The organism is Flavobacterium celericrescens (genome assembly GCF_011392075.1).
Lineage (GTDB): Bacteria > Bacteroidota > Bacteroidia > Flavobacteriales > Flavobacteriaceae > Flavobacterium > Flavobacterium celericrescens.
Genome location: NZ_JAAJBV010000002.1, coordinates 33,043 through 57,092, shown reverse-complemented (window position 1 = coordinate 57,092; position 24,050 = coordinate 33,043). Strand labels below are relative to the sequence as shown.

Genomic DNA, 24,050 nt, shown 5'->3' with positions numbered 1-24,050 from the left:
CAAGAACAATTTCAAGAACAATTTCAAGTTTAAACAAAAAGCGTCAATGTCATTTCATAAAAACGCAAATAAATAATACAGTCATAGAACTAACAATTCACAACTCACACCTCACAATTCACTCCTCACATCTCACACCTCACACCTCACATCTCACACCTCACACCTCACATCTCACAACTCACTCCTCACAACTCACATCTCACTTTTCCCCTTTCACAATATAAAATAATTAATTACCTTTGTATTTACTTGGGTTATAGCCCATTTGATTTATTAACAATAAAGTTTAAGTATGCAACAAATTCCTAGTGTTGACTTACGTGATTTCCTGTCGGATGATCCGGCACGTAAACAAAAATTTGTAAATGAAATCGGAAAAGCCTACGAAGAAATCGGCTTCGTAGCATTAAAAGGTCATTTCTTAGATGACAAATTGGTAGAAAGCTTGTATGGAGAAGTTAGAAACTTTTTTAGCCTTCCATTAGAAAACAAAGCAAAGTATGAAATCCCAGGCATTGGAGGGCAACGCGGGTATGTTTCTTTCGGTAAAGAACATGCAAAAGGGCGCTCTGCAGGAGATTTAAAAGAGTTTTGGCATTTTGGACAATACGTTAGCGAAGGTTCAAAATATGCAGGGGAGTACCCAGACAACGTTGAGGTTACAGAATTACCTAAATTCAATGAAGTAGGTAAAGAAGCGTACCAAATGTTAGAAAAAACAGGTGTTTATGTACTAAGAGCTTTAGCACTATACATCGGATTAGACGAATTCTATTTTGATAAATTTATCAAAGATGGAAACAGTATTTTACGTCCAATTCACTATCCACCAATTACAGACGAACCTAAAGACGGAGCCGTTCGTGCAGCAGCACATGGCGACATCAACTTGATTACCCTATTAATGGGCGCGCAAGGAAAAGGACTACAAGTACAAAATCACAACGGCGATTGGATTGACGCTATGGCACAACCAGACGAGTTAATGATTAACGTAGGTGATATGTTATCAAGACACACCAACAACAAGTTGAAATCAACCATTCACCAAGTGGTAAACCCACCTAGAGAATTGTGGGGTTCATCTCGTTATTCCATTCCTTTTTTCATGCACCCAGTAAGCGACATGAGTTTAAATTGCTTACCAGAATGCATCGATGCAAACAACCCAAAACTATACGAAGACATCACAGCTGGTGAATTCTTACACGAACGTTTGGTGGAATTAGGATTGATTAAGAAATAAATCATTTTATAATAGATAGAAAAGGCATTGAGTTTTCTTGATGTCTTTTTTGTTTTAAATGCAAATAACAGGATTACCTTTGGAACACAGATTGAAGAAATCTTAATAATTTTAAAAATTTCTCAAATTTCTTAAATCCGTGTTCCTAATTTTACAAAAATTAAATATTTAAACGCCATACAAAGTAATTATGAAAAATTTTCCGCATCAAGAACTAACTAAATCTATAATTGGGATTTATTATAATGTGTACAATGAATTAGGTTTTGGTTTTTTAGAAAAGGTATACCACAAAGCTTTAGTCATTGAACTGAAAAGAAATGGTTATAAAATTGATTCTGAGAAAAAAGTCAATGTTTATTACAAAAACGAAGTGGTTGGAGAATATATTCCAGATATTATAATAAATGATGCGGTTATTGTGGAATTAAAATGTGTTGAATATTTAACAGATATTCATGAAAATCAATTATTAAATTATTTGAAAGCAACAGAATGTGAAGTAGGATTAATTCTAAATTTTGGAAAAGACCCTCAATTCATTAGAAAGATTTTTACAAACGATTTAAAAAAGAAAAAAAGATAATCAATTAAAAGTTAGAATATAGATTATAAAGATTTTTAAAATTTATCAAATCTGTGTTCCAAACTATTTTAAATGAATTAAGATTTAGAGCATAGATTATAAAGATTTCTAAAATTTATCAAATCTGTGTTCCAAACTATTTTAAATGAATTAAGATTTAGAATATAGATTATAAAGATTTTTAAAATTTCTCCAATCTGTGTTCCAAAAAATTAAAATAATTAATTAAAATTACAACATTCAGATTATAAAGATTTTTAAAATTTATCAAATCTGTGTTCCAAACTATTTTAAATGAATTAAGATTTAAAATATAGATTATAAAGATTTTTAAAATTTCTCCAATCTGTGTTCCAAAAAATTAAAATAATTAATTAAAATTACAACATTCAGATTATAAAGATTTTTAAAATTTATCAAATCTGTGTTCCAAAAAATTAAAAATGGATTTAAGCGAACAATTAAAAAAACTATTCCCAGACCACGAAGTTTCCACCGAACCAGAAGCTATCGAGGAAGCTCCTCACGAATTATTCGTTCAAAAAGAGCCGATGATTTGCAAATATGAGAAGCGTAAAGGAAAACCCACCACGATTATTTCAGGATATGAAGGTGAGGACGAAGATTTTAAAATCTTAGCAAAAGAAATCAAAAGCAAATTAGCAGTTGGTGGTACGTTCAAAGACGGCGAAATCATCATTCAAGGCGATTATCGTGATAAAATCATGAAACTATTACAAGACAAAGGATTCAAAACAAAACGTGTTGGAGGTTAAATTCAATATGTAAATTAAAAATTATGAATTAAAAATAGCTTTAAGCTTATTGCCTAAAGCATAATGCAAAAACAAATGATAGCAGCATCAGAATTAATATTAAATCCAGACGGAAGTGTATACCACATCAATTTAAAACCTGGACAAGTTGCCAACGATATTATCTTCGTGGGTGACCAAAATCGTGTAGAGAAAATCACTAAACATTTCGATTCTATTGAGTTTAGCACGCAAAAGCGCGAGTTCAAAACCCAAACAGGAATGTATAAAGGCAAAAGAATTACGGTTATGTCTTCAGGAATCGGACCCGATAACATCGACATCGTAATGAACGAATTAGATGCCTTAGTAAACGTAGATTTAGAAACCAGAACTGTCAAAAAAGAACTAACTTCGTTAAACATCATCCGTATCGGAACATCAGGTTCTTTACAAGCTGATATTCCTTGTGATAGCATCGTAATGAGTCAATACGGACTAGGATTAGACAATATGTTACGTTCTTATTTAATCGAAGAGATTTCTGAAACTGACATGGAAGAAGCATTTATTGCACAAACCAATTGGGACATGCGCAAAGGGCGTCCCTATGTTATCGCGGGAAGTAAAACACTTGAGAAACGTTTAGAAAGCGATAAAATCTTCAAAGGTTTCACAGGAACAGCAGGCGGATTTTACGGACCACAAGGTCGTGTAGTACGTTTAGGAATTCAAGATCCAGCATTAAATAATAAAATGGACAGTTTCAATTTCAATGGGATAAGAATGACTAATTTAGAAATGGAAACAGGTGCTATTTATGGCTTAGGAAAACTATTAGGACACAACTGTTTGTCATTAAATGCCATCATTGCCAACCGTGCAACAGGAACTTTCAGCGAAGATCCATACAAAGCCGTCGACGCTTTGATTGAATATGCGTTAGATAAATTAGCAGAGTAAATAAGTAGTCAAAAATTATTGGAATTTCTAAAATTTCTCCAATCTGTGTTCCAAACTATTTTAAATAAATTAAGATTTAGAATATAGATTATAAAGATTTTTTAAAATTTCTCCAATCTGTGTTCCAAACTATTTTAAATAAATTAAGATTTAGAATTAAGATTATAAAGATTTCTAAAATTTCTCCAATCTGTGTTCCAAAAAAAAAACAAAAATGAATTTAATTCTCGAAACACCCCGATTAATCCTAAGAGAAATGCGTCACGAAGATGCAAATGCTCTATTTGAAATGGATTGCAATCCTAATGTACATAAATACTTGTGGCAAAAACCCGTTGTACATATTGACGAAGTTCATGCGTACATTGATATGGTTAGGAAACAGTACATTGATAACGGAATTGGGCGTTTTGTTGCTATTACTAAAGACACAAATGAACTTATTGGCTGGACAGGAATTAAATATGTAAACGACCATGTAGAAAACGGCAATACCAATTTCTACGATTATGGCTATCGTTTAAACGAAAAATTTTGGAATAGAGGTTTCGCTACAGAAGCCTCAAATGCTTGGTTGGCTCATGGTTTTAACCAAATGAATATCAAAACAATGAATGCCTACACCCATGCCGAAAACGGAGCTTCCAATCATGTTTTGCAAAAAGTAGGTTTCCATTTTATGGAAGATTACCCAGATGAAGATGGAGTAACTTGGAAATGGTGGCAATTAGAAAATAATTCCGTAAAATAGCATTACTTTTGTGCTAAATTTAAAAACGAATGAAGATAATCCTTACAGGTGCAACAGGTGTGCTAGGTTCTCATATTATGTATGATATTCTAGAAAATTTTATAACCAATAACATTGAAGGAAAATTATTTCTAATTACTAGAAACAAAGGAAAAATCAGTGCTAAAGAACGCATTAACGAACTATTGTCGAGTAATTATACACCTAAGTTTTTGTTGGACAAAGGAGTAGATAAGCTTAATGAATATCTTGAAATTATCGATACAGATTTAGCTACAGTACAAGATACTTTTTCTGAAAAAATAAAAGGTGCCTATTTTATTCATTCGGCAGGTTATGTGAATTTGTCTACCGATGCGGATCAAAAAGAAAAAATATTCAATGAAAATGCCGCCATCACTAAGGCAATTTTTAAAACATTTTCACCGTTTATTAAAAAGTTTATTTACATCAGTACCGCTTTTTCATCAGGTGCTCGAAAAGGCTTGATTGACAACGATTTCCATAATTTAGATTTTGAATTGGAACACCGAAATGCGTATGAAAATGCTAAATTCCATTCGGAGGAATTTGTGATGCAACAATGTGAGGCATTAAATTTACCTTACCAAATTCTTCGTCCAAGCGTTATCGGTGGAAAAATGCTAGGCAATGAAAACCGCTATTTTATTCCAAAATACATGGTGTTTTATTTGATGGCAAAGTTTTTCCATTTTACAGCACAACGCAAAGACCAACAAGAAAATGTACGTTTTGCTATAAGCGAAGAAACAGGATTGAACATTATTCCTGTAGATTATGTCTCAAAAGTGATTGTTTCTACCTTTCAACGTGAAGATATTAAACAATTAAATATTGTGCATAACGAAAGCTTTAACTTGGTAAAAGGCTTGCATTTAATCATGAAAGAGGTGGGCTATTCTAATTTTAGTATCATTCAAAACACATTGGATTTTGATTATAAAAACACCATTGAAAAATTATACTACGAAAGCATTGGCAAGCATTTGAAACCTTATCTAACTTCGGCGGCGAATGAATATGATACCACGTTATTAAATTCTATTTTAGAAATACCAAAACTAGATGCAGAATCGTTTACCAATATGATTCGATACGCTAGATTGCACAATTTTAAAGATATTAATGTGTAATTTTCAAACAAAATGGAAGATTCACAAATAGTAAGAAACAATAAAACACATGAGTAAAACAATAAAAATAGTTGGCGTTCCAGAACATTTTAATTTGCCATGGCACATGTGTATCGAAGACGGCGAATTTGATGCTGTAGGAATCGATTTGCAATGGACGGATGTACCAGAAGGCACAGGAAAAATGTGTCAAATGCTGCGAGAAGGTGAAGCGGATATCGCTGTAATTTTAACCGAAGGCATCGTAAAAGACATCACGGCAGGAAATCCTTGTAAAATTGTACAGGTGTATGTGCAAAGCCCTTTAATCTGGGGAATTCACGTTGCAGCTAATTCAAAGTATAAAACAGTATCTGATTTAGAAAATACTAAAGTTGCCATTTCTAGAATGGGTTCGGGTTCGCATTTGATGAGTATCGTAAACGCCCAAAATCAGAATTGGACTACCGAGAAACTACAATTTGAAATCGTAAATACTATCGATGGCGCTGTTGAAAGTTTAACTTCAGGCGAAGCCGATTATTTTATGTGGGAACGCTTTATGACCCAGCCACTTGTAGATAAAGGTGTTTTTAGAAGAGTAGGAGAGTGTCCTACACCTTGGCCATGTTTTGTAATTGCGGTTCGTGATGAGGTTTTGGAAAAAGAGCCTAAAGTCATTCAGCAAATTCTGAATATTATCAATACAACAACCGAAGAGTTTAAGCAAATTCCAAGTATTGACCGAACCTTAGCTTCAAAATACAACCAAGAAGTCAGTGCTATTCAAGAGTGGTTAAAATTAACCCGATGGTCACAAAAACAATTGACAGTTCCTGTTCTAGATACCATTTTGGAACAACTTTTGAAACTAAAAATTATCGATAAAAAACTGTCTAAAGAACAATTGCTCAAATAATATTTATTGTTTGCCTTAAATGATACCAAAATTCCCATTCACGCTGCAACAAATCAAAGAAAAGCTTTCTTTGCCAAAGCCGTGGGATACTGTTATCATTTTTGTACTTAACATACTTATTGCAATTCCTGTTTTTTTAATTGCCCATCAAAATTTTATTGACCTCAATTGGGCCATTCATTTAGACCGTATTTTTTTATTCATCATCATCATTGTATTGATTCAGTTGCTTTTACGATTGGTAAAAACAATTATTATTTTAATAGTATTTCTCTATTTGATTTCTCTTTTTATAGGAACCATTTTTGGAAACTATGGTTTTAATCGGGTTTTTGAAGATTACCGCTACATGATTTATTCCATGCAAGACAACCCGAATCCACAAGATATTATTATTTCAAAATTATTACCTTTTCCTAATAAATCTAAGATTATCGATGCTGTTGATTTTACCAATCCAGCGGTGCGAAATTTTGCGCTAAGTGCTACAACCAAGCATTTTAATCATTTAAAACAAGTGGGTGAAAAGCGAGTGATGATACAATGTTTTGCAGTTTTTACAGAAATCAATAGCCATTGGAATTATGTAAACGACCCCAAAGGAAGAGAATATATTGCTTCGGCTTCAGAAAGTTTACAACATTTTTCAGGCGATTGTGACGACCATGCTATTTTAATGGCAGCTTGTATTAAAGCAGTTGGCGGCACACCACGCATCATTCACACGGGCGGACATTTGTATCCCGAAATGTTGATTGGTGATAAAAACGATTTGGAATGGGCTATATATTTGATAAAAGAGCAACTTTTTGCAAAAGAAAGCAAAGGCCAACAAATACATTATCATATTGATGAGCGTGGGCAAATATGGATTAACTTAGACTATACAGCAGTATATCCAGGTGGGCGATTCATGAGTGAAGAAATTTTGGGTGCTTTAACTTTCAATTGATTATTTTTCTATATTTACTAAAATTATCAATCCCTAGTTTATGAAAAAAATAAGTCTATTATTTTGTTTCTTTTTAGCTGTTGGCGCTTTTGCTCAAACTTCTTCAGATTCTATTGTTTCTCCTATTGTTGCAAAAAAAAATGAAATTAAAATCGATGTATTGAATTTAATTTCAAATGGAAGAGTAGGCATTTCTTATGAACGTTTTTTAAAGCATGATTTCTCAGTTGGAGTTACAGGTATGTTTTTGAACAAAGCCAGCAAAGAAGACGATTTTCCAACGGATGATACCCGTACTTTAATTGATTATCAAGTGATTCCTTATGTGCGTTATGCCTTGTCTAAAAGTGCGGCTAATTTGTATTATGTAGAGGCCTTTTCATCGATTAATGGCGGACAATATAAAGAACTAACAACTTTAAACAATGGCGCTGCAGATTATGTAGTCACCACAGTTAAAGACTATAATGATGTTGCTATTGGTGCTTCGATAGGGTATAAATTTTATATCAAAGAAAGCTTTGTGGTTGACTTAACACTAGGAATGGGAAAAAACCTATTCCATGCCGATAGTCCAGAAACCCTTTCACGTATTGGAATTAATGTAGGCTACCGATTTTAAGAACCGGCTACAGCAGTACTAACAACTAAAATTTACATCATGAAAAAATACATTCAATTTTTTGCAATAGCGATTCTTTTTACACTATTTACGGGTTGTACCGAAAGCGATGATGAGTTTTTTGCTTCCAAAGTAGTTACAGCAAACGGATTAATAGCTGTAAACTTAAGCGGAAACACAGTAGCGGTTTCTACAGCCATTCCAAGACTGTTGCCACAAACAGGAGGAAATCCTTTTGATTTGTACCTAACTACAACGTCCAATCAATTCTTTTTTAACTACACCTTAGAAAAGAAAAATGCCAATAACGTGTGGGAGCTGGTAGCACCATCAGGATACAATGTTGTTACAAGTAGCGGCTCCAACCAATTTGGAGATTATATTGCTGCCATTTGTCAATTAGACGCCTTAGAAACCACTTATGAATACGACACCACCATTGCACCAATAGCTACAGGTGACTACCGTTTAACAGTTGATAATGAGGTAGTTTCCATAGATTCCAAAAACGCAGTAACCGTAATCATCAAAACAACAGCAGTAGGCGACACCACCAATAACGTGTTAGAATTTACGGTGAATTAATTTTTGGAGGAAGGTAAAAAAGGTAAGTATTTGAGGGTATTTACTAGTTAGGCGTCATTATATGGAGACAGAACTAAATAAAATATTAAAAGTATATCCAACGACTGTTAATCATACAGACATAATTGATTTCGTCAATTTTGACGAAAGACTTTCAGCAGTTGACACTCTAGTTGTAAATACCATAGGAGTTTCAGAAGACACTATCGAGTTCACTTCAGACAATGAACCACCACTTAGAGAGGAAATTTACTGTTGGATATGGGCAATTAGACCTGATTTGTCAAAAGACTTACTTAATCTTGATATCAACGAAGATTTTCGAATTCTTTTGAAATCATATATTGACAATGACATGAGTAGATTTTGGAATCATATCTGTTAACGCAATGACAGAAAACTATATACAATATGCAAGCGGTTATCAAAAAGTTACCTGCTATATTACCAAAAATGAGTGAAAAATATCTTACAGTAAACAATGATTATCCAGATTTTGAAACATATCTAAAAAATCTAGATAATTTGTCCAAGTATGATTTTTCGGAATCAGACTATGATGAAATCTATAATAAATTCCATGATTATGCATTGAAAATTCCTGCACTTGGAGCTTCGCTTGATACTGGAATAAATGGAATAAAATTATTTAGAGCCAGGCTTGCTAAAACTATAAGTGAGCTCGAAGACAAAACAATAATTCAAACATTTTCTTTTCCACCTTCAAATGTTTGCAAAAATAATGGTAGAGCAAATATTAAAAATAAATCTGTTTTCTATTGTACAGACGATGCTATTCCTGCTTTGAAAGAATGCAATATTGAAATTAATGATGAAGTTTATTTAAGTATTTGGAACTATAATTCAAAAAGAAATCTTTCATACGTTTGCTGCATTCCTGAAAAGTTACCAGAAAACAATTCTTGGGAAGAATATGGAAAATATCACTATAATTTCTTAATACAAAAGCAAAATGAAGAAAACATAAAATTACTCGATTATAAAATTGCATTGAGAAACTTTATAACAGAGAAATTCATGAATGAAGAATTTCCATATCACATAACTTCAATGTTAGCAAATGAATATTTATATGAGAGTGGTTTTGATATGATTATGTATCCAAGTGCTAAAACTTTTCAAGATTATACAAACTTTGCAATTCATCCAAATGTGGCGTTAAATCATCTTGAATTAGAAATCATCTTCAATATTATAATTTTAGACATTAATGAACAACACGTTAAGTTCAAAGTAAAATCGATTGGACATATAGAAAATGATAAAATCAATTGGAAAAAATCTGACGACAATGTTACTGAAAAATATTTGAGAGCCAAAAAATACAGCAGGTAACAGTGGTTTCAAGAAATGGCAAAAAATGTAGTAAATTCACATTTACTTTCTGCAAGAAATTTTATCTTTAACAGAAAATAAACGGTTCCGAAGCTTGCAACCTAGTCAAGCGTGGAAACGTTAGCAGCCATTATAAAAATCCGACGTAAATTCAATAAGTAAATATGAAAAAACAGGTTTTATTTTATCTTTTAATTTTTGTATTATTTAGCTGTAAAAATGAACACAAAGAAGAAGTTCTACAGAAAAATCAAGTTATTAAATTACCGCCTAGACAAATTAAAATTGATAAAAATAACCTTATTGGATTTGCTTGTTTTTATTCAGGAAAGAAATCAGAACCAGTAGAAAAATTTACCGAAATTCTATTAAAAAAAGATTATTCAAATATTATAAAAAATCTTAAAGCAAAAAATATTGCGGACAAATATTTAGCGACAGCTATTTGTGAAAAATTATCACAAAAAAAGTTGATTAATTTGACTGAGGAAGAATTAAATCAAATTAAGATGAATAAAAATAGTAGTGAAAAAGTGAGTACTTGTGCGGGCTGTACAAATAACAAAACAATGACACTTAAAGAGCTTCTTTTAGAAAAGAATTATATATCGGAAGAAACCGAAGAATGGCTAAACAAAATAATAAAATAACGGCTACTAACTGGCGTTAGGCAAGATTGCAAATTTTGTAGTAAATACACGTTTACTTTTCGCAAGAAATTTTATCTTTAACAGAAAATAAACGGTTCCGAAGCTTGTAACAAGTGAAAGTGGTAAAGGTTAGCAGTAATGCAATAGTAGAATTTAAAAAAGTCACAAAAAAATGGATAAAATTTTTTTATTTATCTTTATAATTATTCTGACATCATGTGATTCTTCAGAGGAAAAATATTTTAAAATGCTAAAAGGAGAATGGCAAACGGTAAAATTCTATCATAAAGAAAAAAACTTAAGTAATACGATATACATCATTAACTTTTATGATCAAAATAATTTTTGGATTAGAAACACAGAATCTCAAAATGATGATTTTGTATCATTAAAATATAAAATTTTTAAAGAGTCAAATTTACTTAAAATGGATGTAAAATGTTCTGACAATACTTTGTCGGGAAATTATATTGTCTCAATTGATACTGTTGGACAAGATGAAGAGAGCTATCATGTAAAATTAACTTTAGATACTGAAAATAATTACATACAAGCAATAAGACATAAACTAAAGCATACATTTCCACCAGGAACTTTATCAAAAAAAAAGAATTAAAAACACTACTGTTTACCGAGTTTACTTCAAAGACTACTTATGGATTTTCCTATTGAGAATTCGTAGCTGAATGGAATGTTTTGTTATATTTGTATAGGTTCGGTGTTGGCTCAACGCCACTGAGAGCAAGCCATAAAACGTTAGTGGCAATATTCTTGCAGAATCAAAGTAAGATAAAAAATGAAAACTTTATTTAAAATATTATTTCTATTACTATCCACAATTGTTTGGTCTCAAAACGACAAAAACAATGCTGAAACATTGTTTCAAGCAATAAAATGCAAAGAAATTGTTGACAATATTTTTACTAAAATTGAAGATGATTTAAAATCACAAACAAAAAATATTTTTGAAAACTATAATTTAGATTTTAATAATAATGATGATGTTTATCATTATGAAAAATTTTTAAAAGAAGAAATTCAAGCATTAAATGAATATACTTACAAAAAGTTATTAAATACATATAGTTCAAAATACTCAAATAAAGAAATTGAAAATTATATTAATCTTGAGAAAGACACAAATTATAAAGGCTCAATTATTGAAGATTCTAAAATAAAAACTGAAATGAATATTTTAGTCAATGAGTGTAAAGAAATCTTATCAAAAGATATAAAATTAACATTAGAAAGAATTAGTGCTAAATACGAACCTCTTAAAATTAACATATTTATAAATAATATTTTAATTACAGATAAAAATATTGATTTAGAATTAATTTTAAATCTCAAAAACAGTTATAAAAGTTATTCTTATTCGATATTAAATGAAAATAAAAATGAATTAAATTTGCCCAAAGACACTAATTTTGATGATATCGTTTCATTAAAAATTATATATGAAAAAAAAGAATATATTTTTAACCGTTATAGAAACAACTTGCCTAAAGAAATACAAGAATCACTTAATCCATTTTCAACAAAAAGTTTTAATGAAATAAAAGAATGGATATTGGAAATTGACAATAAAAAAATTACATTAAAAACTAATATTGAAATATCTATAGAAAAATAAATACTGCCACTAACAGCGGTTTCAAGAAATGGCGAGGCTCGGGATTTATCAGAAATTGGAAAGGTCTTTAATTAAAAGTTTTATTTATATTTGTAAGGCTTGGTCTTGGTTCATCGCCACTACTTGAAGCCGCGAGACGTTAGCAGTAATTTTACCAAAAATTGTGAAAAAATATTTTAGCCTTTTTATTCTTATGTTTTTTGTTTCTTGTAGAAATGAAAGAACAATAAATGAAATTTTGAATATTGGAAAAGAACTAACTACAAAAGATTTATCAAAAACTGATTCAACTGAAAACATTGTATTTATTGGAAAAAGCTTAAAGGAAAAAATAACTGAATTAAAAAAGCAAAACTTTGAATTAAAATTAAAAGTTCAAAATGGTGACTTAAATTATCCTTTTGGCGACTCAAAAGCCGAAAATATTTTAGTATTGAATAATGGAATCCAAAAATTAAACGTGAGATTAAAATACAATTCAAATAAAAAAAAGTTTGATATTTTAGGTTTTGCTACAGAATGAAAAAAAACTACTGCTAACAGGCGTTTGGCAAGATTGCGAATTTTGTAGTAAATTCACGTTTATTTCTCGCAAGAAATTTTATCTTTGATAGAAAATAATCAGTTCCGAAGTTCGCAACCTCGCCAAGCGCCGAAACGTTGTGCGTCATTTTGCCGAACCAAACGAAAACAAACAATATGAAATTTCTATTATTAAATCTTCTTTTTATCACTTCAACACTTTTTAGCCAATCACTCGAAAAAATTGAGAAGAATGAAAACCTTAAAAAATATAAAAGTGTAGAAATTATCAGTTTTTATAATAAGCACAAGAAAACAGGTTGGTCAAAAAAAATTTCTTTAAAAAATGGAAAGATAAAAAGTATTCAGTACTTCAACAAATCTAGATTAACATATAATGCTGAATATTACTATGATGATATGAATAATTTAGATTTTGAAATTATAAAATTTGAGATTAATAAAGGTAAAACTAATGATACAATAAAACATTTATACACTTACAATTCTGAAAATCAATTAATAGAAGAAAAAGTATTAGTTAAAAAATATTTCTCAAATTTTAACGAACAGAATTTACCACAAACAATAGAATCTGATAAAACAGCAATAGATTCTGTTTTTGGATACAGAGAAGAATTACTTTATGATAAAATAGGAAATATATTAGAACGTAAAGAATACTCAAAAATTGATAACCAAAATAAAATTGAAATTACTTCATACAAATATGATTCTAATAATAATGTACTGGAATTAAATAGAAATTCATTTCCAAAAGAAGAATATCCAATTACTATTATTGGTGGAAGAGCTAAATATGAGAATGAAAAATTTAGATATGTTTATAATAAAGATAATCTTTGGATAGAAAAATATTGGATTGTAGAAAATACAGAATACTTAATTGAAAAACGGAAATTTAAATAAAAACGCCCTATAACAGCGTTTGCTTCAATGGATACTTCCGGATTTTCAGTAGAAAAATCCGCTGCTGAATGTAATGTTTTGTTATATTTGTATAGGCTTGGTGTTGGCTCAACGCCACTGAGAGCAGCCAAAAACGTTAGTAACAATGCTATTGCAGACTCAAGAATATAACTTAATTTTAAGACAGAAAAATAACTTAAAATTTTAGTGTGAAAACTTAATGAAAAGTACAAATTTAAATAAGAACATATTAGTTGATATTAGTATTAAGATTATTTATGCATTTTGTGCATTCTTCCTAATATTTTATTCAATATTTTCTTTATTAAAAAAAGAAATGTATTTACCAAGAAAAACAGGTGGATATTACATTTTTATTGATGAAACACTATGGCTATTATCAGTGTCATTTCTCTGTTTTGCTTTAAGTATATCTATAACATTGATAAATTATAACGTAAAAGATAAAAAAGGGAAATTTAAGTCTATAAAAAAGTTAGCATTTAGTTGTGGTTCAATATTATTAATAGCAGCGTTATTATTAGATCTATTTGTTTTTCATAAATCTTATAGGCTATAAAAGCACTGTTGCTAACTGTGGTTTTTGCTATTGCGAGAAAAGTGCAAAATTCACATTTACTTTCTACAAGAAATTTTATCTTTAACAGAAAATAATAAGTTCCGAAGTTCGCAACAGTTGAAAAGCGGAACAATTATAGATATAGAAATGAAAAAAATATTTTCTTTAATATTACTCTTTTTACTTTGTAATTGTAAAGAGCAACAAGAAAGTTGTTTTACAAATTTTACATTCGGAAAATCTAACATACACACTAGCTATCTTTTAAAAATTAATTCTTCAGATACCGTTTATTATTTGGATAGATATCCATATGGAAAAAAAGGGTTGTATTATTTTGTTTTAGATAAAGATAAACGGAAATACTTGACAAAACTCATTTGTGAATTAAATTTCCCAAAAGATTCTGTTATGATAAATGAAGGAATTAATGATGGTACTACAATAGCTTTTTCATTAGACAATAAAAAGAGAGTTTTACTTCATGCAAAAGAAGGTCCTAAAGCGTTTTGGAATTTTGCGGAATGGATTGAAGGTATGAAAAATTATCACGGACTAAAACAAGTAGAACGTAATATAGAGTTCGATAATTTTGAATCAATGTTTTCTATTCCTCCTATAATAAAATAAACCATGGCACAAATCAATCCACATATCAATTTTAATGGCAATGCTGAAGAAGCGTTTGGTTTTTATCAAGCGGCATTTGGTGGTGAGTTTGCAAAAATCATTCGTTTTAAAGATTTTGCAACACCTGAGTTTCCTATTTCTGAAAAGGAAGCCAATAAAATCATGTACATTGCGCTACCCATTGGAGATAACTTTTTAATAGGTAACGACGTTCCAGAGTTTATGGGAAAAACCAATGAAAACGAAAATAGAAGCAAAATTTCAATAACCGCAGCAAGCAAAGAAGAAGCAAAGCAATTGTTTCATAATCTTTCAGCAGGCGGAACTGTTGAAATTCCTTTTACTGAGAATTCAGAAGAAGCTTATTTTGCCATGTTTAGAGATAAATTTGGAATTGAATGGATGGTAAATTTTGATACAAATTAGAAAATTATTCCTATAATTGTAATGCGTGTTAACATTGATTGAATTATTAGCTATAAATGCAAATAACTTGTAAAAACTGCGGTCAAACTTATTCAGGGCACTTTTGTAATAATTGTGGTCAGCCCGCTGCTACACACAAATTAAATCTTCATTTTATTTGGCACGACATTCAGCATGGTTTTTTTCATTTCGATAAGGGCGTGCTCTACACTGCAAAAGAACTGTTTACCCGACCAGGAGATTCTATACGAGATTTTGTGGAGGGTAAGCGAGTAAAACATTTCAAACCGATTTCGCTAGTTATTATTTTAGCAACATCGTATGGATTACTTAGGCATTTGTTTCATTTTAGCGTGCTTGATAAGAAAGCATTGTCTAGCTTTAAAGGCGTAAGTTCAGAAACAGCTAATGAATGGATTTCACATCATTACGCTTGGATTATTTTGTTGTCGATACCGCTGTTCTCTTTGGCTTCTTATCTTGTTTTCAAACGACAAGGATATAATTTTATTGAGCATTTGGTTTTGAATGCTTATGTAGCGTCACAAAAATTACTACTTAGAATTGCTATTTTTCCATTAACTAAATTCTTGAATGATACACCAGCTATTAAAGTTCTGGTTGATTTTCTTTTAGTAATTGAAATCGGTTTAATGGTATGGACTTATATGACTTTTTTTAATAACATATCAAGAATTAAAGCGCTGTTGTATGCACTATTGAGTTATGTAGTTTTTTTCATAATCTTCCTTGTATTGTTAACGCTTGTGGTTGTATTGTTTGGGATTAAAACGCAATAGAGGTGTTTTCAAAAAAATATAGATTGTTGTGTAGACTACCATTCAATTTCCTTTTTTCCTTTTTCGTTCAAATAGGCATTGGTTAATTTAAAATGATTGTTGCCAAACCAAAAACCTCGATTGGCACTCAAAGGCGAGGGATGGCCACTTTCTAATACCAAATGTTTATTGCGATTGATTAGCTTTCCTTTTTTTTGAGCAAAGCTGCCCCAAAGTAAAAATACCACATTTTCAGATTGCTCATTAATAAGTTGAATTACTGCATCTGTAAACAGATTCCATTTTAAGTGTTTATGGCTGTTGGCTTCGTCTTTTCTAACCGTAAGACCAGCGTTTAAAAGCAAGACGCCTTGTTTTGCCCAACGTTCTAAATTACCCGAATTTGGAAAAAAAATGCTTTCATATTCCGTATTAATCTCTGTAAAAATATTCTTTAACGAAGGCGGAATTGCCACGCCATCATTTACCGAAAAGCACAAACCATTTGCTTCACCCGTTCCATGATATGGATCTTGTCCAATGATGACTACTTTGGTTTCTTCAAATTCAAATTGTTCAAAAGAATTGAAAATGAGTTCCTTTGGCGGAAAACAAATGGTGGTTTCATATTCTTGAGCTACCAGTTGCATCAATTCCAAAAAATAAGGCTTTTGAAATTCGGAGGCTAATAGCTGTTGCCAAGATGCTTTTTTGATAAACATTGTATAATTTTTTACCAAAAATATAAATTTCTATTGCAATATGCCTGCATTACTTTGTAACTTTGACCTACAAGAAAAAGAAAAATGATTTCGATTACAGAAAAAACGCTACAAGATTTAGAATTTAATACCATTTTGCAAACCATTGCCAGTAAATGTAATACCGATATTGGCGAGGAAAAAGCAATGGCAATAACGCCTTTTAAAGACAAAGAAGCTTTGTTGACGAATCTAAAGCAAACTTCTGAATATGTTGCTTCGTTTTCAAATAATAATGCTATTCCCAATCATGGTTTTGAAAATATCAACTATGAATTGAAATTTTTGGCTATTGAAGATAGTTTTTTAGAGGTAACTAGTTTTAAAAAAATAGCAAATCTTACCGAAACTGCAATCACGTTAATTCAATTTTTAAAGAAATTTGAAGATTATTATCCCAATTTATATCAAAAAGCAAGCACAATTGATATCGTAAAATTGATTGTACAACGCATAGATGAAGTAGTAGATAAGTTTGGTATTATTAAAGATAACGCATCGCCCGATTTAATAGAAATTAGACGAAGTATTAATTTAGTGCGAGGAAAAATCAACCAGAGTTTTGGGATGGCTTTGAGTCAATACAATTCGTTAGGTTATTTAGATGATATTAAAGAAACAGTGGTTGAAAACCGAAGAGTTTTGGCTGTTTTAGCAATGTATCGACGCAAAGTAAAAGGTTCCATTTTAGGTACTTCAAAAACAGGAAGTATTGCCTATATTGAGCCCGAAGCAGCACAACGCTATTCACGTGAATTAAATAATTTAGAGTTTGAAGAACGTGAAGAGATCATGCGTATTTTAAAGCGTTTGACTAATGAAATTCGTCCGTTTACAGAAACAATTGCTGCGTATCAAGACTTTTTGAGTGATATAGATGTCATCGCTGCTAAAGCAAAATATGCTCATAAAATAAACGGTATTTTACCCAATATTATTGAAGAAAAACGCTTGTTTTTTAGAGAAGCCTATCATCCCATTTTATATTTGAATAATAAAGCCAAGAAAGCGGTTACCTATCCACAAACTATAGAATTACACAATGAAAGTCGTATTATTGTAATTTCGGGACCTAATGCGGGAGGAAAAACGATTTCTTTAAAAACGGTTGGACTGTTACAATTGATGTTGCAAAGCGGGATGTTAATTCCAGTGCATGAGCGTAGTGAAACGTTCTTGTTTGATAGAATTTTAACCGATATTGGAGATAATCAATCGATAGAAAATCATTTGAGTACCTACAGCTATCGCTTGAAAAACATGAATTATTTTTTAAAGAAATGTAATGCCAAAACCTTGTTTTTAATTGATGAATTTGGAACAGGTTCTGACCCCGAATTAGGAGGCGCTTTGGCAGAAACTTTTTTAGAAGAATTTTATGCCCGAGAAGCTTTTGGAATCATTACAACGCATTACAGCAATTTGAAAATTTTAGCCAACGAATTGCCTTTTGCATCCAATGCCAACATGCTGTTTGATGAAAAATCATTAGAACCAATGTATAAACTAATATTGGGGCAAGCGGGAAGTTCATTCACATTTGAAGTAGCACAAAAAAATGGTATTCCCTTTGGTTTAATTAATCGTGCCAAAAAGAAAATTGAAGGTGGGAAAGTACGTTTTGACAAAACCATTGCAACCCTTCAAAAAGAGCGTTCTAAACTAGAAAAAACATCTTTAAATCTTAAAGAAGAAGAATCTAAAGCTAGAGAAGAAAGCAAAAAAATGGAGAACATTAATGCAAAAATTCAAGACAAACTGGAACGTTATCAAGAATTGTATGATGCCAACCAACGTTTGATTTATATTGGACAAAAAATAGATGATATTTCAGAAAGTTATTTCAACAATAAAGATAAGAAAACGTTGATTGGTGAGTTTTTGAAAATGGTTGAAATTGAAAATTCGAAACGTAAAAAGTTATCTGCCAAAGAAAAGAAAGTTAAAGAAGTTATCCAGAAAAAAGTAGCCGAAGAAGTTAAAGTGATTGTGGAAGAAATTCGTGTGGTCAAAAAAGAAAAGAAAATAAAAGCTAAAATAGAAGAAGAAAACAAGCCCAAAGTAATACTAAAAGTAGGAGATAGGGTACGCATGAAAGACGGAAAAGCTATTGGAACAATAGATGTCATTGAAAAAACAAAAGCAACAGTGAATTATGGTATTTTTATTTCAAAAGTGAGTTTAGACCAATTAGAATATGTGCAACCAGTCTAGTATTGTTGTTGCATTGCGCTTGTTTTAGCTTTTAAATTGAATCAGAATTATGGAAATACAAGATTTGCCGAAAGATAAAAAAATAATCCTATTTGATGGAGTTTGTAACTTGTGTGATACTTCCATTCAATACGTTATTAAACACGATAAAGACGATGTGTTTCGATTTGTGGCCCTACAATCTGAATTAGGACAAAAATTGTTAAAGCATATAGGTATTAATCCCATTCATATTGATAGTATTGTATTATATGAGCCTGGGATTGCTTACTATTATAAATCAACAGCAGCTTTGCAAATTGCAAAAGGATTAAAAGGTATATTTACAGTAGCAACAGTTTTTCAAATTTTGCCAACAGGTTTTCGGGATTTGATTTATGAATATGTAGCTAAAAACAGGTACCAATGGTATGGTAAAAAAGAATCTTGTTTGGTGCCTACGCCAGCATTAAAAAGCAAATTTTTGGAGTAATTTTAATATGATAATTATCATAAAAAGCTGTTTAGATAAGTAATACATTTGTTAAAACTCTAACTTTAGTAACTATGGCAAACTTAATTCACCCACTTTATTCACACGAGAACGGTACATTTATAATGATTGTTGTATTTGCACTTGTTTTATTAGGCCTTGTAGGAGCTGTTATGCTGATGATGAAAAGTGATAAAAAGAAAAAAAATGACCAGTAAGTAACTGGTCATTTTTTTTATGATGTAAGTAAATCTATTTTTTAGGTTTAACTTTACACGTATTAATTCCTAAAATGGTGTATAGTGGACAAAACTGAACAAAGGATGTTATTACCATAATAGCTCCAACTCCTAAAGCAACCCATTTTAAATTGCCGTCTAATTTTCCAGAAAGTCCTAGAATAATTGCAATAACACCTACGATAACTCGTATAAATCTATCGCCATTTCCAACGTTTTTTTTCATAATATAGTGGTTTATTGTTTATTTTTCAATGGGTTTGTTTTCATTAGACCAATTAGAGAATCCGCCATCTAAATCGGTAATGTTTTTAAAGCCTAACTCTTTCAGTTTTTCAGCTGCTTTAGCACTTCTACCACCCATTTTGCAATACACCATTACAGGTTGTTCTTTGTCTAAAGAGGTTACTTTTGTTTCAAAATCATCGCTAGTAACATCAATATTCACTGCTTTTGGAAGATGACCTTCTACAAATTCTTCAGGAGTTCTAACATCTATTAATTGTACATTAGGAGCACTCATTTTTTTCTCAAAAGTTGTAGCATCAGAAAGCACAACACCTTCCACAGATTTTTTAATACAGGATGAAAAAGCCATTATTACTATTAAAAAGCTGAACATTTTTATTTTCATAAGATTCTATTAAATGGGTTAAAAAGTTTTATAAATATACAAAATATTATTTCAAATGCGACTCTATAATTTTAATTAAATCTGTAGTACTCAGCACACCTGATTGTCTCCAGAGCATTTTACCACTTTTAAAAAGCATCAACGTAGGAACACCTCTCACCATAAAATGAGCCGCTAAGTCTTGGTGTTGGTCAACGTTTATTTTTATAATTTTTACAGTGTCTTGTAATGTTGTTTTTACTTCTTGCAGAATGGGCGACATCATTTTGCACGGGCCACACCAGTCGGCATAGAAGTCAACTAAAACCAAGTGATTTGCATTTATTATTTCGTTAAATTTTGCATTCATTTTGAATAAATTTTAATATTCAAATGTACGATTTTGCACTTCCTTTTTGTGTAATATTTGTTACACAAGAAGTGATATGATAATTATCATTTTTTGTTTTATAGGCTTGCCCTATCTTCGTACTCTGAAAAAAATGTACCTACTATGCAACTGTCTTTAGTACAAAAATACAATGTTCCTGGTCCGCGCTATACCAGTTACCCAACTGTTCCTTATTGGGAAGAGGATTTATTTCATGTTGAAGATTGGAAAGCTTCATTAGTAAGGTCATTTAAAGAATCCAATGCAACAGAAGGGATTAGTTTGTATATTCATTTGCCTTTTTGCGAGAGTTTATGTACTTTTTGTGGTTGTAATAAGCGCATTACAAAACGCCATGAAGTAGAGCATCCATACATATTAGCTGTTTTGAAAGAGTGGCGTATGTATTGTGATTTGTTTCCTAGAAAGCCAATTATTAAAGAAATTCATTTGGGCGGAGGAACACCAACTTTTTTTTCACCAGAAAATTTAGAATTGCTAATCAACGGAATTTTTCAATATGCTGAAAAGGCTACAGCGTATGAATTTAGTTTTGAAGGACATCCCAATAATACTACTCGCCAACATTTACAAAAGCTATATGATTTGGGCTTTAGAAGAGTAAGTTTTGGTGTGCAAGATTATGCAGAAAAAGTGCAACAAGCAATTCATCGTATTCAACCTTTTCATAATGTAGCAAAAGTGAGCTTTTGGGCAAAAGAGATTGGTTATACTTCAATTGGTCATGATTTAATTTTTGGTTTACCGTTTCAAACGTTGAGCAATGTTAAAGACACGATTGACAAAACAAAATCATTACTTCCAGATAGATTAGCTTTTTATAGTTATGCACATGTGCCATGGATTAAGGGCAATGGACAACGCGGATTTAATGATGAAGATTTGCCTAAAGACGATGAAAAACGTCAGTTGTATGAAGAAGGTAAAAAAATGCTGGCAACCAATGGTTATCACGAAATAGGAATGGATCATTTTGCACTAGAAAATGACACCATGTTTACTTCTTTTAAAGAGGGAAAATTACATCGAAATTTCATGGGATATACTGCTTCAAAAACACAATTGATGATAGGTTTAGGTGTTTCGTCAATTAGTGATAGTTGGTATAGTTTTGCCCAAAATGAAAAAACAATAGAAGATTATTATTCTAGATTAGAAGCCAATCAATTACCTGTTTTTAGAGGTCATTTACTTACTCCAGAAGATTTAGTAATCAGAAAGCATATTTTAAATTTGATGTGCCAGTTTACAACTTCATGGAACGATGTTTCAATGCAATTTCCAGAACTAGAAGCAATTCATAGCAATTTAGAAGAAATGGAAGCCGATGGTTTATTGAAATTCTTAGACCATGGAATAATTGTAACCGAAAAAGGAAAGCCTTTTGTTCGAAATATATGTATGGCTTTTGATTTACGTTTAATTAGAAAAGCTCCCGAAACAAAATTATTTTCAATGACGATTTGAGTTAAACCTGAAACTTGAAACCCAAAAACTACTCATATCGAATATAAGCAGGCTTGCCTAATTGAAAATCGTTAATGATTAAATCAGTGTTTTCAAAAGAATTTGTTTTCAATAAATTATCACCTTCAAACGGTATTGATGGATAATAAGACAACGAAATTTGAAAACTATTGAATACCAAATAGTCGTTGTTAATTTGAATTCCAAGACTAAACTTCGAATAGACTTTGCTGTTGAGGAGTTCGTTTTTGTTTGCTAATGATCCCATTGAAATGTTTAAATATGGGCTAAAACGAAAGCCATTCCAACTCCCAGGCATATAGGTTTGCGTTTGCAATGAAACCAACCATTTTTGAGTTCCTGTCAATCTGTTATTAAAACCTTCAATGCCATAATAATTGTTCAGTGTAAGCTGGTCTTTAAACGAGGCATCTCTATTATTTCCCCAAATATAGGTGGGTTTGATAAACTGACGCAATTTCCATTTTCCCAGATGCAACAGCGGACTAAAGTAGTTAAAGCCTAATTTAAAAGCCGTTTGTTCAGTAACGTTATTTTTATAAAAACTTCCCCATTCTACAAAACTACTTAGATATCCAAAGTGAAACTTTTTTCCTTTTGAAAGGGTAATTCCCGAATACCATCTTGAGCGATTGGCTTTATTTTGATATCCTAAAATTAAGGCAATATTTTCTCCATATGGAATATCTTCGGTAATATCATAGTTAAAAATATATTTGTCTTGATAAAATCTTTGTTTAGAAATACCTACATAGCCAATAATATTTTTTTCAGTAGCAAAAAAATTAGTACTATCATAAATACTGCTTGGTTGTAGTAAAAAAGCTTTTCTATTATAAGAAATCGCGGTAATTAAATTGGTCGTCTTTTTATCAAAAGTGCTTTCACCATTAATTTTGAAAGCCCTTCCGTACCAATATTCTTGAAATTCATATTGCGTGGCTACAGCTGCTAATGTGTCTGCTATTGGAAATTGTTCAGTAAAAGTTCTATTTTCAAAATAAAAACCACCTGCATTTTTAGCAATCACAGAATAAAAAGGTCTGTTTAAAGAGACGCTTCGTTTGCTATCGTTGTTGTATTCGTTAGTGTATTCCAAGTCAAGTTTGATGAAACTATTTTTAATATTGTTTACACTATATTGTGCAAAAACAGCTTGTTCTTTAGGTGAAAATTTATTTTCCAATTCACCAGAAATCTGATGACCAAAACCAAGAATATTTCGTTCGGTTACTTTTACACTGCTTTGATTTCCAGATAAACTCCCATTTGGTATCAAACTCCACGAGTCTAAAACTCTAATTTTTATATCAATAGAATCTGATGCAGTTGAAATTAAAACAGGTGTTACAGAAACTTCTCTTACATACCGCTGACTTCTTATTAAACGTTCGGTTTCTTTTAATAGTAATGAATCACAAAGATCATTTTTTCGAAATAAAATCAAATTTCGGATTGTAAATTCTTTTGTTTTAATATGAATTGAATTCCCAAATTTTTCAATTCCATTTTTAGGAACGCGATTTTCGTTTTTTATAGAATAACCAAAGGGATCAAGTGTTTCTATAGTAATATTTCTAATTACTTTTCCAGACGCTTTTTTAGAAATTAGTAATTGTTTCTTACTGTTTTTTTCTGGAATTAAATTCTGGACTTTGAGCGCAGAAGGGCGAAAAAGTAATTTATAGATAAACTTATTGAACTTACTTTTTTTAGATAAATCATGAATGTCTTTATAAATTTTAGCGCTATCACTCTCTTGTTCATTTACTTGTGCATTGGCGCTCATTGTAAAAAAACAAAAACAAAGTATAAAGTATAGCAGCTTTT

General features: G+C 31.0%; 29 protein-coding genes. 24 read left to right on the top strand and 5 right to left on the bottom strand.

Going from position 1 to position 24,050, the window contains the following annotated elements:
- Nucleotides 1-295 precede the first annotated feature (295 nt).
- The 20 genes from G4L40_RS02940 to G4L40_RS02845 all read left to right on the top strand — a co-directional run bounded on the left by G4L40_RS02940 (nucleotide 296) and on the right by G4L40_RS02845 (nucleotide 16,042).
- On the top strand, nucleotides 296-1,249 hold the full coding sequence (locus tag G4L40_RS02940) for an isopenicillin N synthase family dioxygenase (RefSeq protein ID WP_166235671.1): 954 nt from the start codon (nucleotides 296-298) through the stop codon (nucleotides 1,247-1,249).
- A 190-nt stretch (nucleotides 1,250-1,439) separates the two neighbouring features.
- Complete coding sequence (locus tag G4L40_RS02935) at nucleotides 1,440-1,835, top strand: GxxExxY protein (RefSeq protein WP_166235670.1); 396 nt, start codon at nucleotides 1,440-1,442, stop codon at nucleotides 1,833-1,835.
- A gap of 443 nt (nucleotides 1,836-2,278) precedes the next feature.
- Nucleotides 2,279-2,611 carry a translation initiation factor gene (locus G4L40_RS02930; protein ID WP_166235669.1) on the top strand — a complete coding sequence of 111 codons (333 nt, stop codon included), beginning with the start codon at nucleotides 2,279-2,281 and terminating at the stop codon, nucleotides 2,609-2,611.
- Between the two features lie 75 nt (nucleotides 2,612-2,686).
- Nucleotides 2,687-3,553: a nucleoside phosphorylase gene (locus tag G4L40_RS02925; RefSeq protein ID WP_166235668.1), complete on the top strand. Its 867-nt coding sequence runs from the start codon at nucleotides 2,687-2,689 to the stop codon at nucleotides 3,551-3,553.
- 214 nt (nucleotides 3,554-3,767) lie between these two features.
- A complete protein-coding gene (locus G4L40_RS02920; RefSeq protein ID WP_166235667.1) occupies nucleotides 3,768-4,304 on the top strand; it encodes a GNAT family N-acetyltransferase in 537 nt (178 codons plus the stop codon).
- A gap of 29 nt (nucleotides 4,305-4,333) precedes the next feature.
- A complete protein-coding gene (locus G4L40_RS02915) occupies nucleotides 4,334-5,458 on the top strand; it encodes an SDR family oxidoreductase (RefSeq protein WP_166235666.1) in 1,125 nt (374 codons plus the stop codon).
- 49 nt (nucleotides 5,459-5,507) lie between these two features.
- Nucleotides 5,508-6,356 (top strand): substrate-binding domain-containing protein, encoded by an 849-nt coding sequence (locus G4L40_RS02910; RefSeq protein WP_166235665.1) that lies wholly within the window; start codon nucleotides 5,508-5,510, stop codon nucleotides 6,354-6,356.
- Nucleotides 6,357-6,375: 19 nt separating this feature from the next.
- The gene (locus G4L40_RS02905) at nucleotides 6,376-7,308 is read left to right on the top strand and encodes a transglutaminase (protein WP_166235664.1); all 933 of its coding nucleotides are present in this window, start codon (nucleotides 6,376-6,378) and stop codon (nucleotides 7,306-7,308) included.
- A 40-nt stretch (nucleotides 7,309-7,348) separates the two neighbouring features.
- Nucleotides 7,349-7,930, top strand: coding sequence for a DUF3575 domain-containing protein (locus G4L40_RS02900; RefSeq protein WP_166235663.1), 582 nt, complete (start codon nucleotides 7,349-7,351; stop codon nucleotides 7,928-7,930).
- Nucleotides 7,931-7,969: 39 nt separating this feature from the next.
- Nucleotides 7,970-8,515, top strand: a complete 546-nt coding sequence (locus G4L40_RS02895) for a hypothetical protein (RefSeq protein ID WP_166235662.1) — start codon at nucleotides 7,970-7,972, stop codon at nucleotides 8,513-8,515.
- 61 nt (nucleotides 8,516-8,576) lie between these two features.
- A complete protein-coding gene (locus G4L40_RS02890) occupies nucleotides 8,577-8,900 on the top strand; it encodes a hypothetical protein (RefSeq protein ID WP_166235661.1) in 324 nt (107 codons plus the stop codon).
- Nucleotides 8,901-8,968: 68 nt separating this feature from the next.
- Nucleotides 8,969-9,871 carry a hypothetical protein gene (locus tag G4L40_RS02885; protein ID WP_166235660.1) on the top strand — a complete coding sequence of 301 codons (903 nt, stop codon included), beginning with the start codon at nucleotides 8,969-8,971 and terminating at the stop codon, nucleotides 9,869-9,871.
- A 164-nt stretch (nucleotides 9,872-10,035) separates the two neighbouring features.
- Nucleotides 10,036-10,521: a hypothetical protein gene (locus G4L40_RS02880; RefSeq protein ID WP_166235659.1), complete on the top strand. Its 486-nt coding sequence runs from the start codon at nucleotides 10,036-10,038 to the stop codon at nucleotides 10,519-10,521.
- Nucleotides 10,522-10,693: 172 nt separating this feature from the next.
- The gene (locus tag G4L40_RS02875) at nucleotides 10,694-11,137 is read left to right on the top strand and encodes a hypothetical protein (RefSeq protein ID WP_166235658.1); all 444 of its coding nucleotides are present in this window, start codon (nucleotides 10,694-10,696) and stop codon (nucleotides 11,135-11,137) included.
- A 180-nt stretch (nucleotides 11,138-11,317) separates the two neighbouring features.
- Nucleotides 11,318-12,154 carry a hypothetical protein gene (locus tag G4L40_RS02870; protein ID WP_166235657.1) on the top strand — a complete coding sequence of 279 codons (837 nt, stop codon included), beginning with the start codon at nucleotides 11,318-11,320 and terminating at the stop codon, nucleotides 12,152-12,154.
- A gap of 163 nt (nucleotides 12,155-12,317) precedes the next feature.
- Nucleotides 12,318-12,677, top strand: a complete 360-nt coding sequence (locus tag G4L40_RS02865) for a hypothetical protein (protein ID WP_166235656.1) — start codon at nucleotides 12,318-12,320, stop codon at nucleotides 12,675-12,677.
- 176 nt (nucleotides 12,678-12,853) lie between these two features.
- Entirely contained in the window at nucleotides 12,854-13,606 is a 753-nt protein-coding gene (locus G4L40_RS02860; protein ID WP_166235655.1) for a hypothetical protein, read from the top strand.
- A 727-nt stretch (nucleotides 13,607-14,333) separates the two neighbouring features.
- Nucleotides 14,334-14,816, top strand: a complete 483-nt coding sequence (locus G4L40_RS02855; RefSeq protein WP_166235654.1) for a hypothetical protein — start codon at nucleotides 14,334-14,336, stop codon at nucleotides 14,814-14,816.
- Between the two features lie 3 nt (nucleotides 14,817-14,819).
- Nucleotides 14,820-15,242 (top strand): VOC family protein, encoded by a 423-nt coding sequence (locus G4L40_RS02850; protein ID WP_166235653.1) that lies wholly within the window; start codon nucleotides 14,820-14,822, stop codon nucleotides 15,240-15,242.
- Nucleotides 15,243-15,298: 56 nt separating this feature from the next.
- Nucleotides 15,299-16,042: a DUF3667 domain-containing protein gene (locus G4L40_RS02845; RefSeq protein WP_166235652.1), complete on the top strand. Its 744-nt coding sequence runs from the start codon at nucleotides 15,299-15,301 to the stop codon at nucleotides 16,040-16,042.
- 35 nt (nucleotides 16,043-16,077) lie between these two features.
- Here G4L40_RS02845 and ung read toward each other — a convergent pair whose 3' ends face one another.
- Entirely contained in the window at nucleotides 16,078-16,743 is a 666-nt protein-coding gene (ung, locus tag G4L40_RS02840; RefSeq protein ID WP_166235651.1) for a uracil-DNA glycosylase, read from the bottom strand.
- Nucleotides 16,744-16,827: 84 nt separating this feature from the next.
- Here ung and G4L40_RS02835 point away from each other — a divergent pair, with 84 nt between their 5' ends.
- The 3 genes from G4L40_RS02835 to G4L40_RS02825 all read left to right on the top strand — a co-directional run bounded on the left by G4L40_RS02835 (nucleotide 16,828) and on the right by G4L40_RS02825 (nucleotide 19,686).
- Complete coding sequence (locus G4L40_RS02835) at nucleotides 16,828-18,996, top strand: endonuclease MutS2 (protein WP_166235650.1); 2,169 nt, start codon at nucleotides 16,828-16,830, stop codon at nucleotides 18,994-18,996.
- Between the two features lie 49 nt (nucleotides 18,997-19,045).
- A complete protein-coding gene (locus G4L40_RS02830) occupies nucleotides 19,046-19,468 on the top strand; it encodes a thiol-disulfide oxidoreductase DCC family protein (protein WP_166235649.1) in 423 nt (140 codons plus the stop codon).
- Nucleotides 19,469-19,542: 74 nt separating this feature from the next.
- Nucleotides 19,543-19,686 carry a hypothetical protein gene (locus tag G4L40_RS02825; protein ID WP_166235648.1) on the top strand — a complete coding sequence of 48 codons (144 nt, stop codon included), beginning with the start codon at nucleotides 19,543-19,545 and terminating at the stop codon, nucleotides 19,684-19,686.
- Nucleotides 19,687-19,720: 34 nt separating this feature from the next.
- Here the strand turns inward: G4L40_RS02825 and G4L40_RS02820 are convergent, their stop codons facing one another.
- The 3 genes from G4L40_RS02820 to trxA all read right to left on the bottom strand — a co-directional run bounded on the left by G4L40_RS02820 (nucleotide 19,721) and on the right by trxA (nucleotide 20,690).
- Nucleotides 19,721-19,933 (bottom strand): YgaP family membrane protein, encoded by a 213-nt coding sequence (locus G4L40_RS02820; protein WP_166235647.1) that lies wholly within the window; start codon nucleotides 19,931-19,933, stop codon nucleotides 19,721-19,723.
- Between the two features lie 18 nt (nucleotides 19,934-19,951).
- On the bottom strand, nucleotides 19,952-20,305 hold the full coding sequence (locus tag G4L40_RS02815) for a rhodanese-like domain-containing protein (protein WP_166235646.1): 354 nt from the start codon (nucleotides 20,303-20,305) through the stop codon (nucleotides 19,952-19,954).
- An 82-nt stretch (nucleotides 20,306-20,387) separates the two neighbouring features.
- Nucleotides 20,388-20,690 (bottom strand): thioredoxin, encoded by a 303-nt coding sequence (gene trxA / locus G4L40_RS02810; protein WP_166235645.1) that lies wholly within the window; start codon nucleotides 20,688-20,690, stop codon nucleotides 20,388-20,390.
- A 144-nt stretch (nucleotides 20,691-20,834) separates the two neighbouring features.
- Here trxA and hemN point away from each other — a divergent pair, with 144 nt between their 5' ends.
- Nucleotides 20,835-22,199 (top strand): oxygen-independent coproporphyrinogen III oxidase, encoded by a 1,365-nt coding sequence (gene hemN, locus G4L40_RS02805; RefSeq protein WP_166235644.1) that lies wholly within the window; start codon nucleotides 20,835-20,837, stop codon nucleotides 22,197-22,199.
- A gap of 28 nt (nucleotides 22,200-22,227) precedes the next feature.
- On the opposite strand, the gene G4L40_RS02800 is transcribed toward hemN, so the two are convergent.
- Nucleotides 22,228-24,009 (bottom strand): BamA/TamA family outer membrane protein, encoded by a 1,782-nt coding sequence (locus G4L40_RS02800; RefSeq protein WP_166235643.1) that lies wholly within the window; start codon nucleotides 24,007-24,009, stop codon nucleotides 22,228-22,230.
- Nucleotides 24,010-24,050 lie beyond the last annotated feature (41 nt).

Bases quoted from the DNA above. Each gene is read 5' to 3' on its own strand.
- G4L40_RS02940 (WP_166235671.1), top strand. From the start codon at position 296: ATGCAACAAATTCCTAGTGTTGACTTACGTGATTTCCTGTCGGATGAT.
- G4L40_RS02935 (WP_166235670.1), top strand. From the start codon at position 1,440: ATGAAAAATTTTCCGCATCAAGAACTAACTAAATCTATAATTGGGATT.
- G4L40_RS02930 (WP_166235669.1), top strand. From the start codon at position 2,279: ATGGATTTAAGCGAACAATTAAAAAAACTATTCCCAGACCACGAAGTT.
- G4L40_RS02925 (WP_166235668.1), top strand. From the start codon at position 2,687: ATGATAGCAGCATCAGAATTAATATTAAATCCAGACGGAAGTGTATAC.
- G4L40_RS02920 (WP_166235667.1), top strand. From the start codon at position 3,768: ATGAATTTAATTCTCGAAACACCCCGATTAATCCTAAGAGAAATGCGT.
- G4L40_RS02915 (WP_166235666.1), top strand. From the start codon at position 4,334: ATGAAGATAATCCTTACAGGTGCAACAGGTGTGCTAGGTTCTCATATT.
- G4L40_RS02910 (WP_166235665.1), top strand. From the start codon at position 5,508: ATGAGTAAAACAATAAAAATAGTTGGCGTTCCAGAACATTTTAATTTG.
- G4L40_RS02905 (WP_166235664.1), top strand. From the start codon at position 6,376: ATGATACCAAAATTCCCATTCACGCTGCAACAAATCAAAGAAAAGCTT.
- G4L40_RS02900 (WP_166235663.1), top strand. From the start codon at position 7,349: ATGAAAAAAATAAGTCTATTATTTTGTTTCTTTTTAGCTGTTGGCGCT.
- G4L40_RS02895 (WP_166235662.1), top strand. From the start codon at position 7,970: ATGAAAAAATACATTCAATTTTTTGCAATAGCGATTCTTTTTACACTA.
- G4L40_RS02890 (WP_166235661.1), top strand. From the start codon at position 8,577: ATGGAGACAGAACTAAATAAAATATTAAAAGTATATCCAACGACTGTT.
- G4L40_RS02885 (WP_166235660.1), top strand. From the start codon at position 8,969: ATGAGTGAAAAATATCTTACAGTAAACAATGATTATCCAGATTTTGAA.
- G4L40_RS02880 (WP_166235659.1), top strand. From the start codon at position 10,036: ATGAAAAAACAGGTTTTATTTTATCTTTTAATTTTTGTATTATTTAGC.
- G4L40_RS02875 (WP_166235658.1), top strand. From the start codon at position 10,694: ATGGATAAAATTTTTTTATTTATCTTTATAATTATTCTGACATCATGT.
- G4L40_RS02870 (WP_166235657.1), top strand. From the start codon at position 11,318: ATGAAAACTTTATTTAAAATATTATTTCTATTACTATCCACAATTGTT.
- G4L40_RS02860 (WP_166235655.1), top strand. From the start codon at position 12,854: ATGAAATTTCTATTATTAAATCTTCTTTTTATCACTTCAACACTTTTT.
- G4L40_RS02855 (WP_166235654.1), top strand. From the start codon at position 14,334: ATGAAAAAAATATTTTCTTTAATATTACTCTTTTTACTTTGTAATTGT.
- G4L40_RS02850 (WP_166235653.1), top strand. From the start codon at position 14,820: ATGGCACAAATCAATCCACATATCAATTTTAATGGCAATGCTGAAGAA.
- G4L40_RS02845 (WP_166235652.1), top strand. From the start codon at position 15,299: ATGCAAATAACTTGTAAAAACTGCGGTCAAACTTATTCAGGGCACTTT.
- ung (WP_166235651.1), bottom strand. From the start codon at position 16,743: ATGTTTATCAAAAAAGCATCTTGGCAACAGCTATTAGCCTCCGAATTT.
- G4L40_RS02835 (WP_166235650.1), top strand. From the start codon at position 16,828: ATGATTTCGATTACAGAAAAAACGCTACAAGATTTAGAATTTAATACC.
- G4L40_RS02830 (WP_166235649.1), top strand. From the start codon at position 19,046: ATGGAAATACAAGATTTGCCGAAAGATAAAAAAATAATCCTATTTGAT.
- G4L40_RS02825 (WP_166235648.1), top strand. From the start codon at position 19,543: ATGGCAAACTTAATTCACCCACTTTATTCACACGAGAACGGTACATTT.
- G4L40_RS02820 (WP_166235647.1), bottom strand. From the start codon at position 19,933: ATGAAAAAAAACGTTGGAAATGGCGATAGATTTATACGAGTTATCGTA.
- G4L40_RS02815 (WP_166235646.1), bottom strand. From the start codon at position 20,305: ATGGCTTTTTCATCCTGTATTAAAAAATCTGTGGAAGGTGTTGTGCTT.
- trxA (WP_166235645.1), bottom strand. From the start codon at position 20,690: ATGAATGCAAAATTTAACGAAATAATAAATGCAAATCACTTGGTTTTA.
- hemN (WP_166235644.1), top strand. From the start codon at position 20,835: ATGCAACTGTCTTTAGTACAAAAATACAATGTTCCTGGTCCGCGCTAT.
- G4L40_RS02800 (WP_166235643.1), bottom strand. From the start codon at position 24,009: ATGAGCGCCAATGCACAAGTAAATGAACAAGAGAGTGATAGCGCTAAA.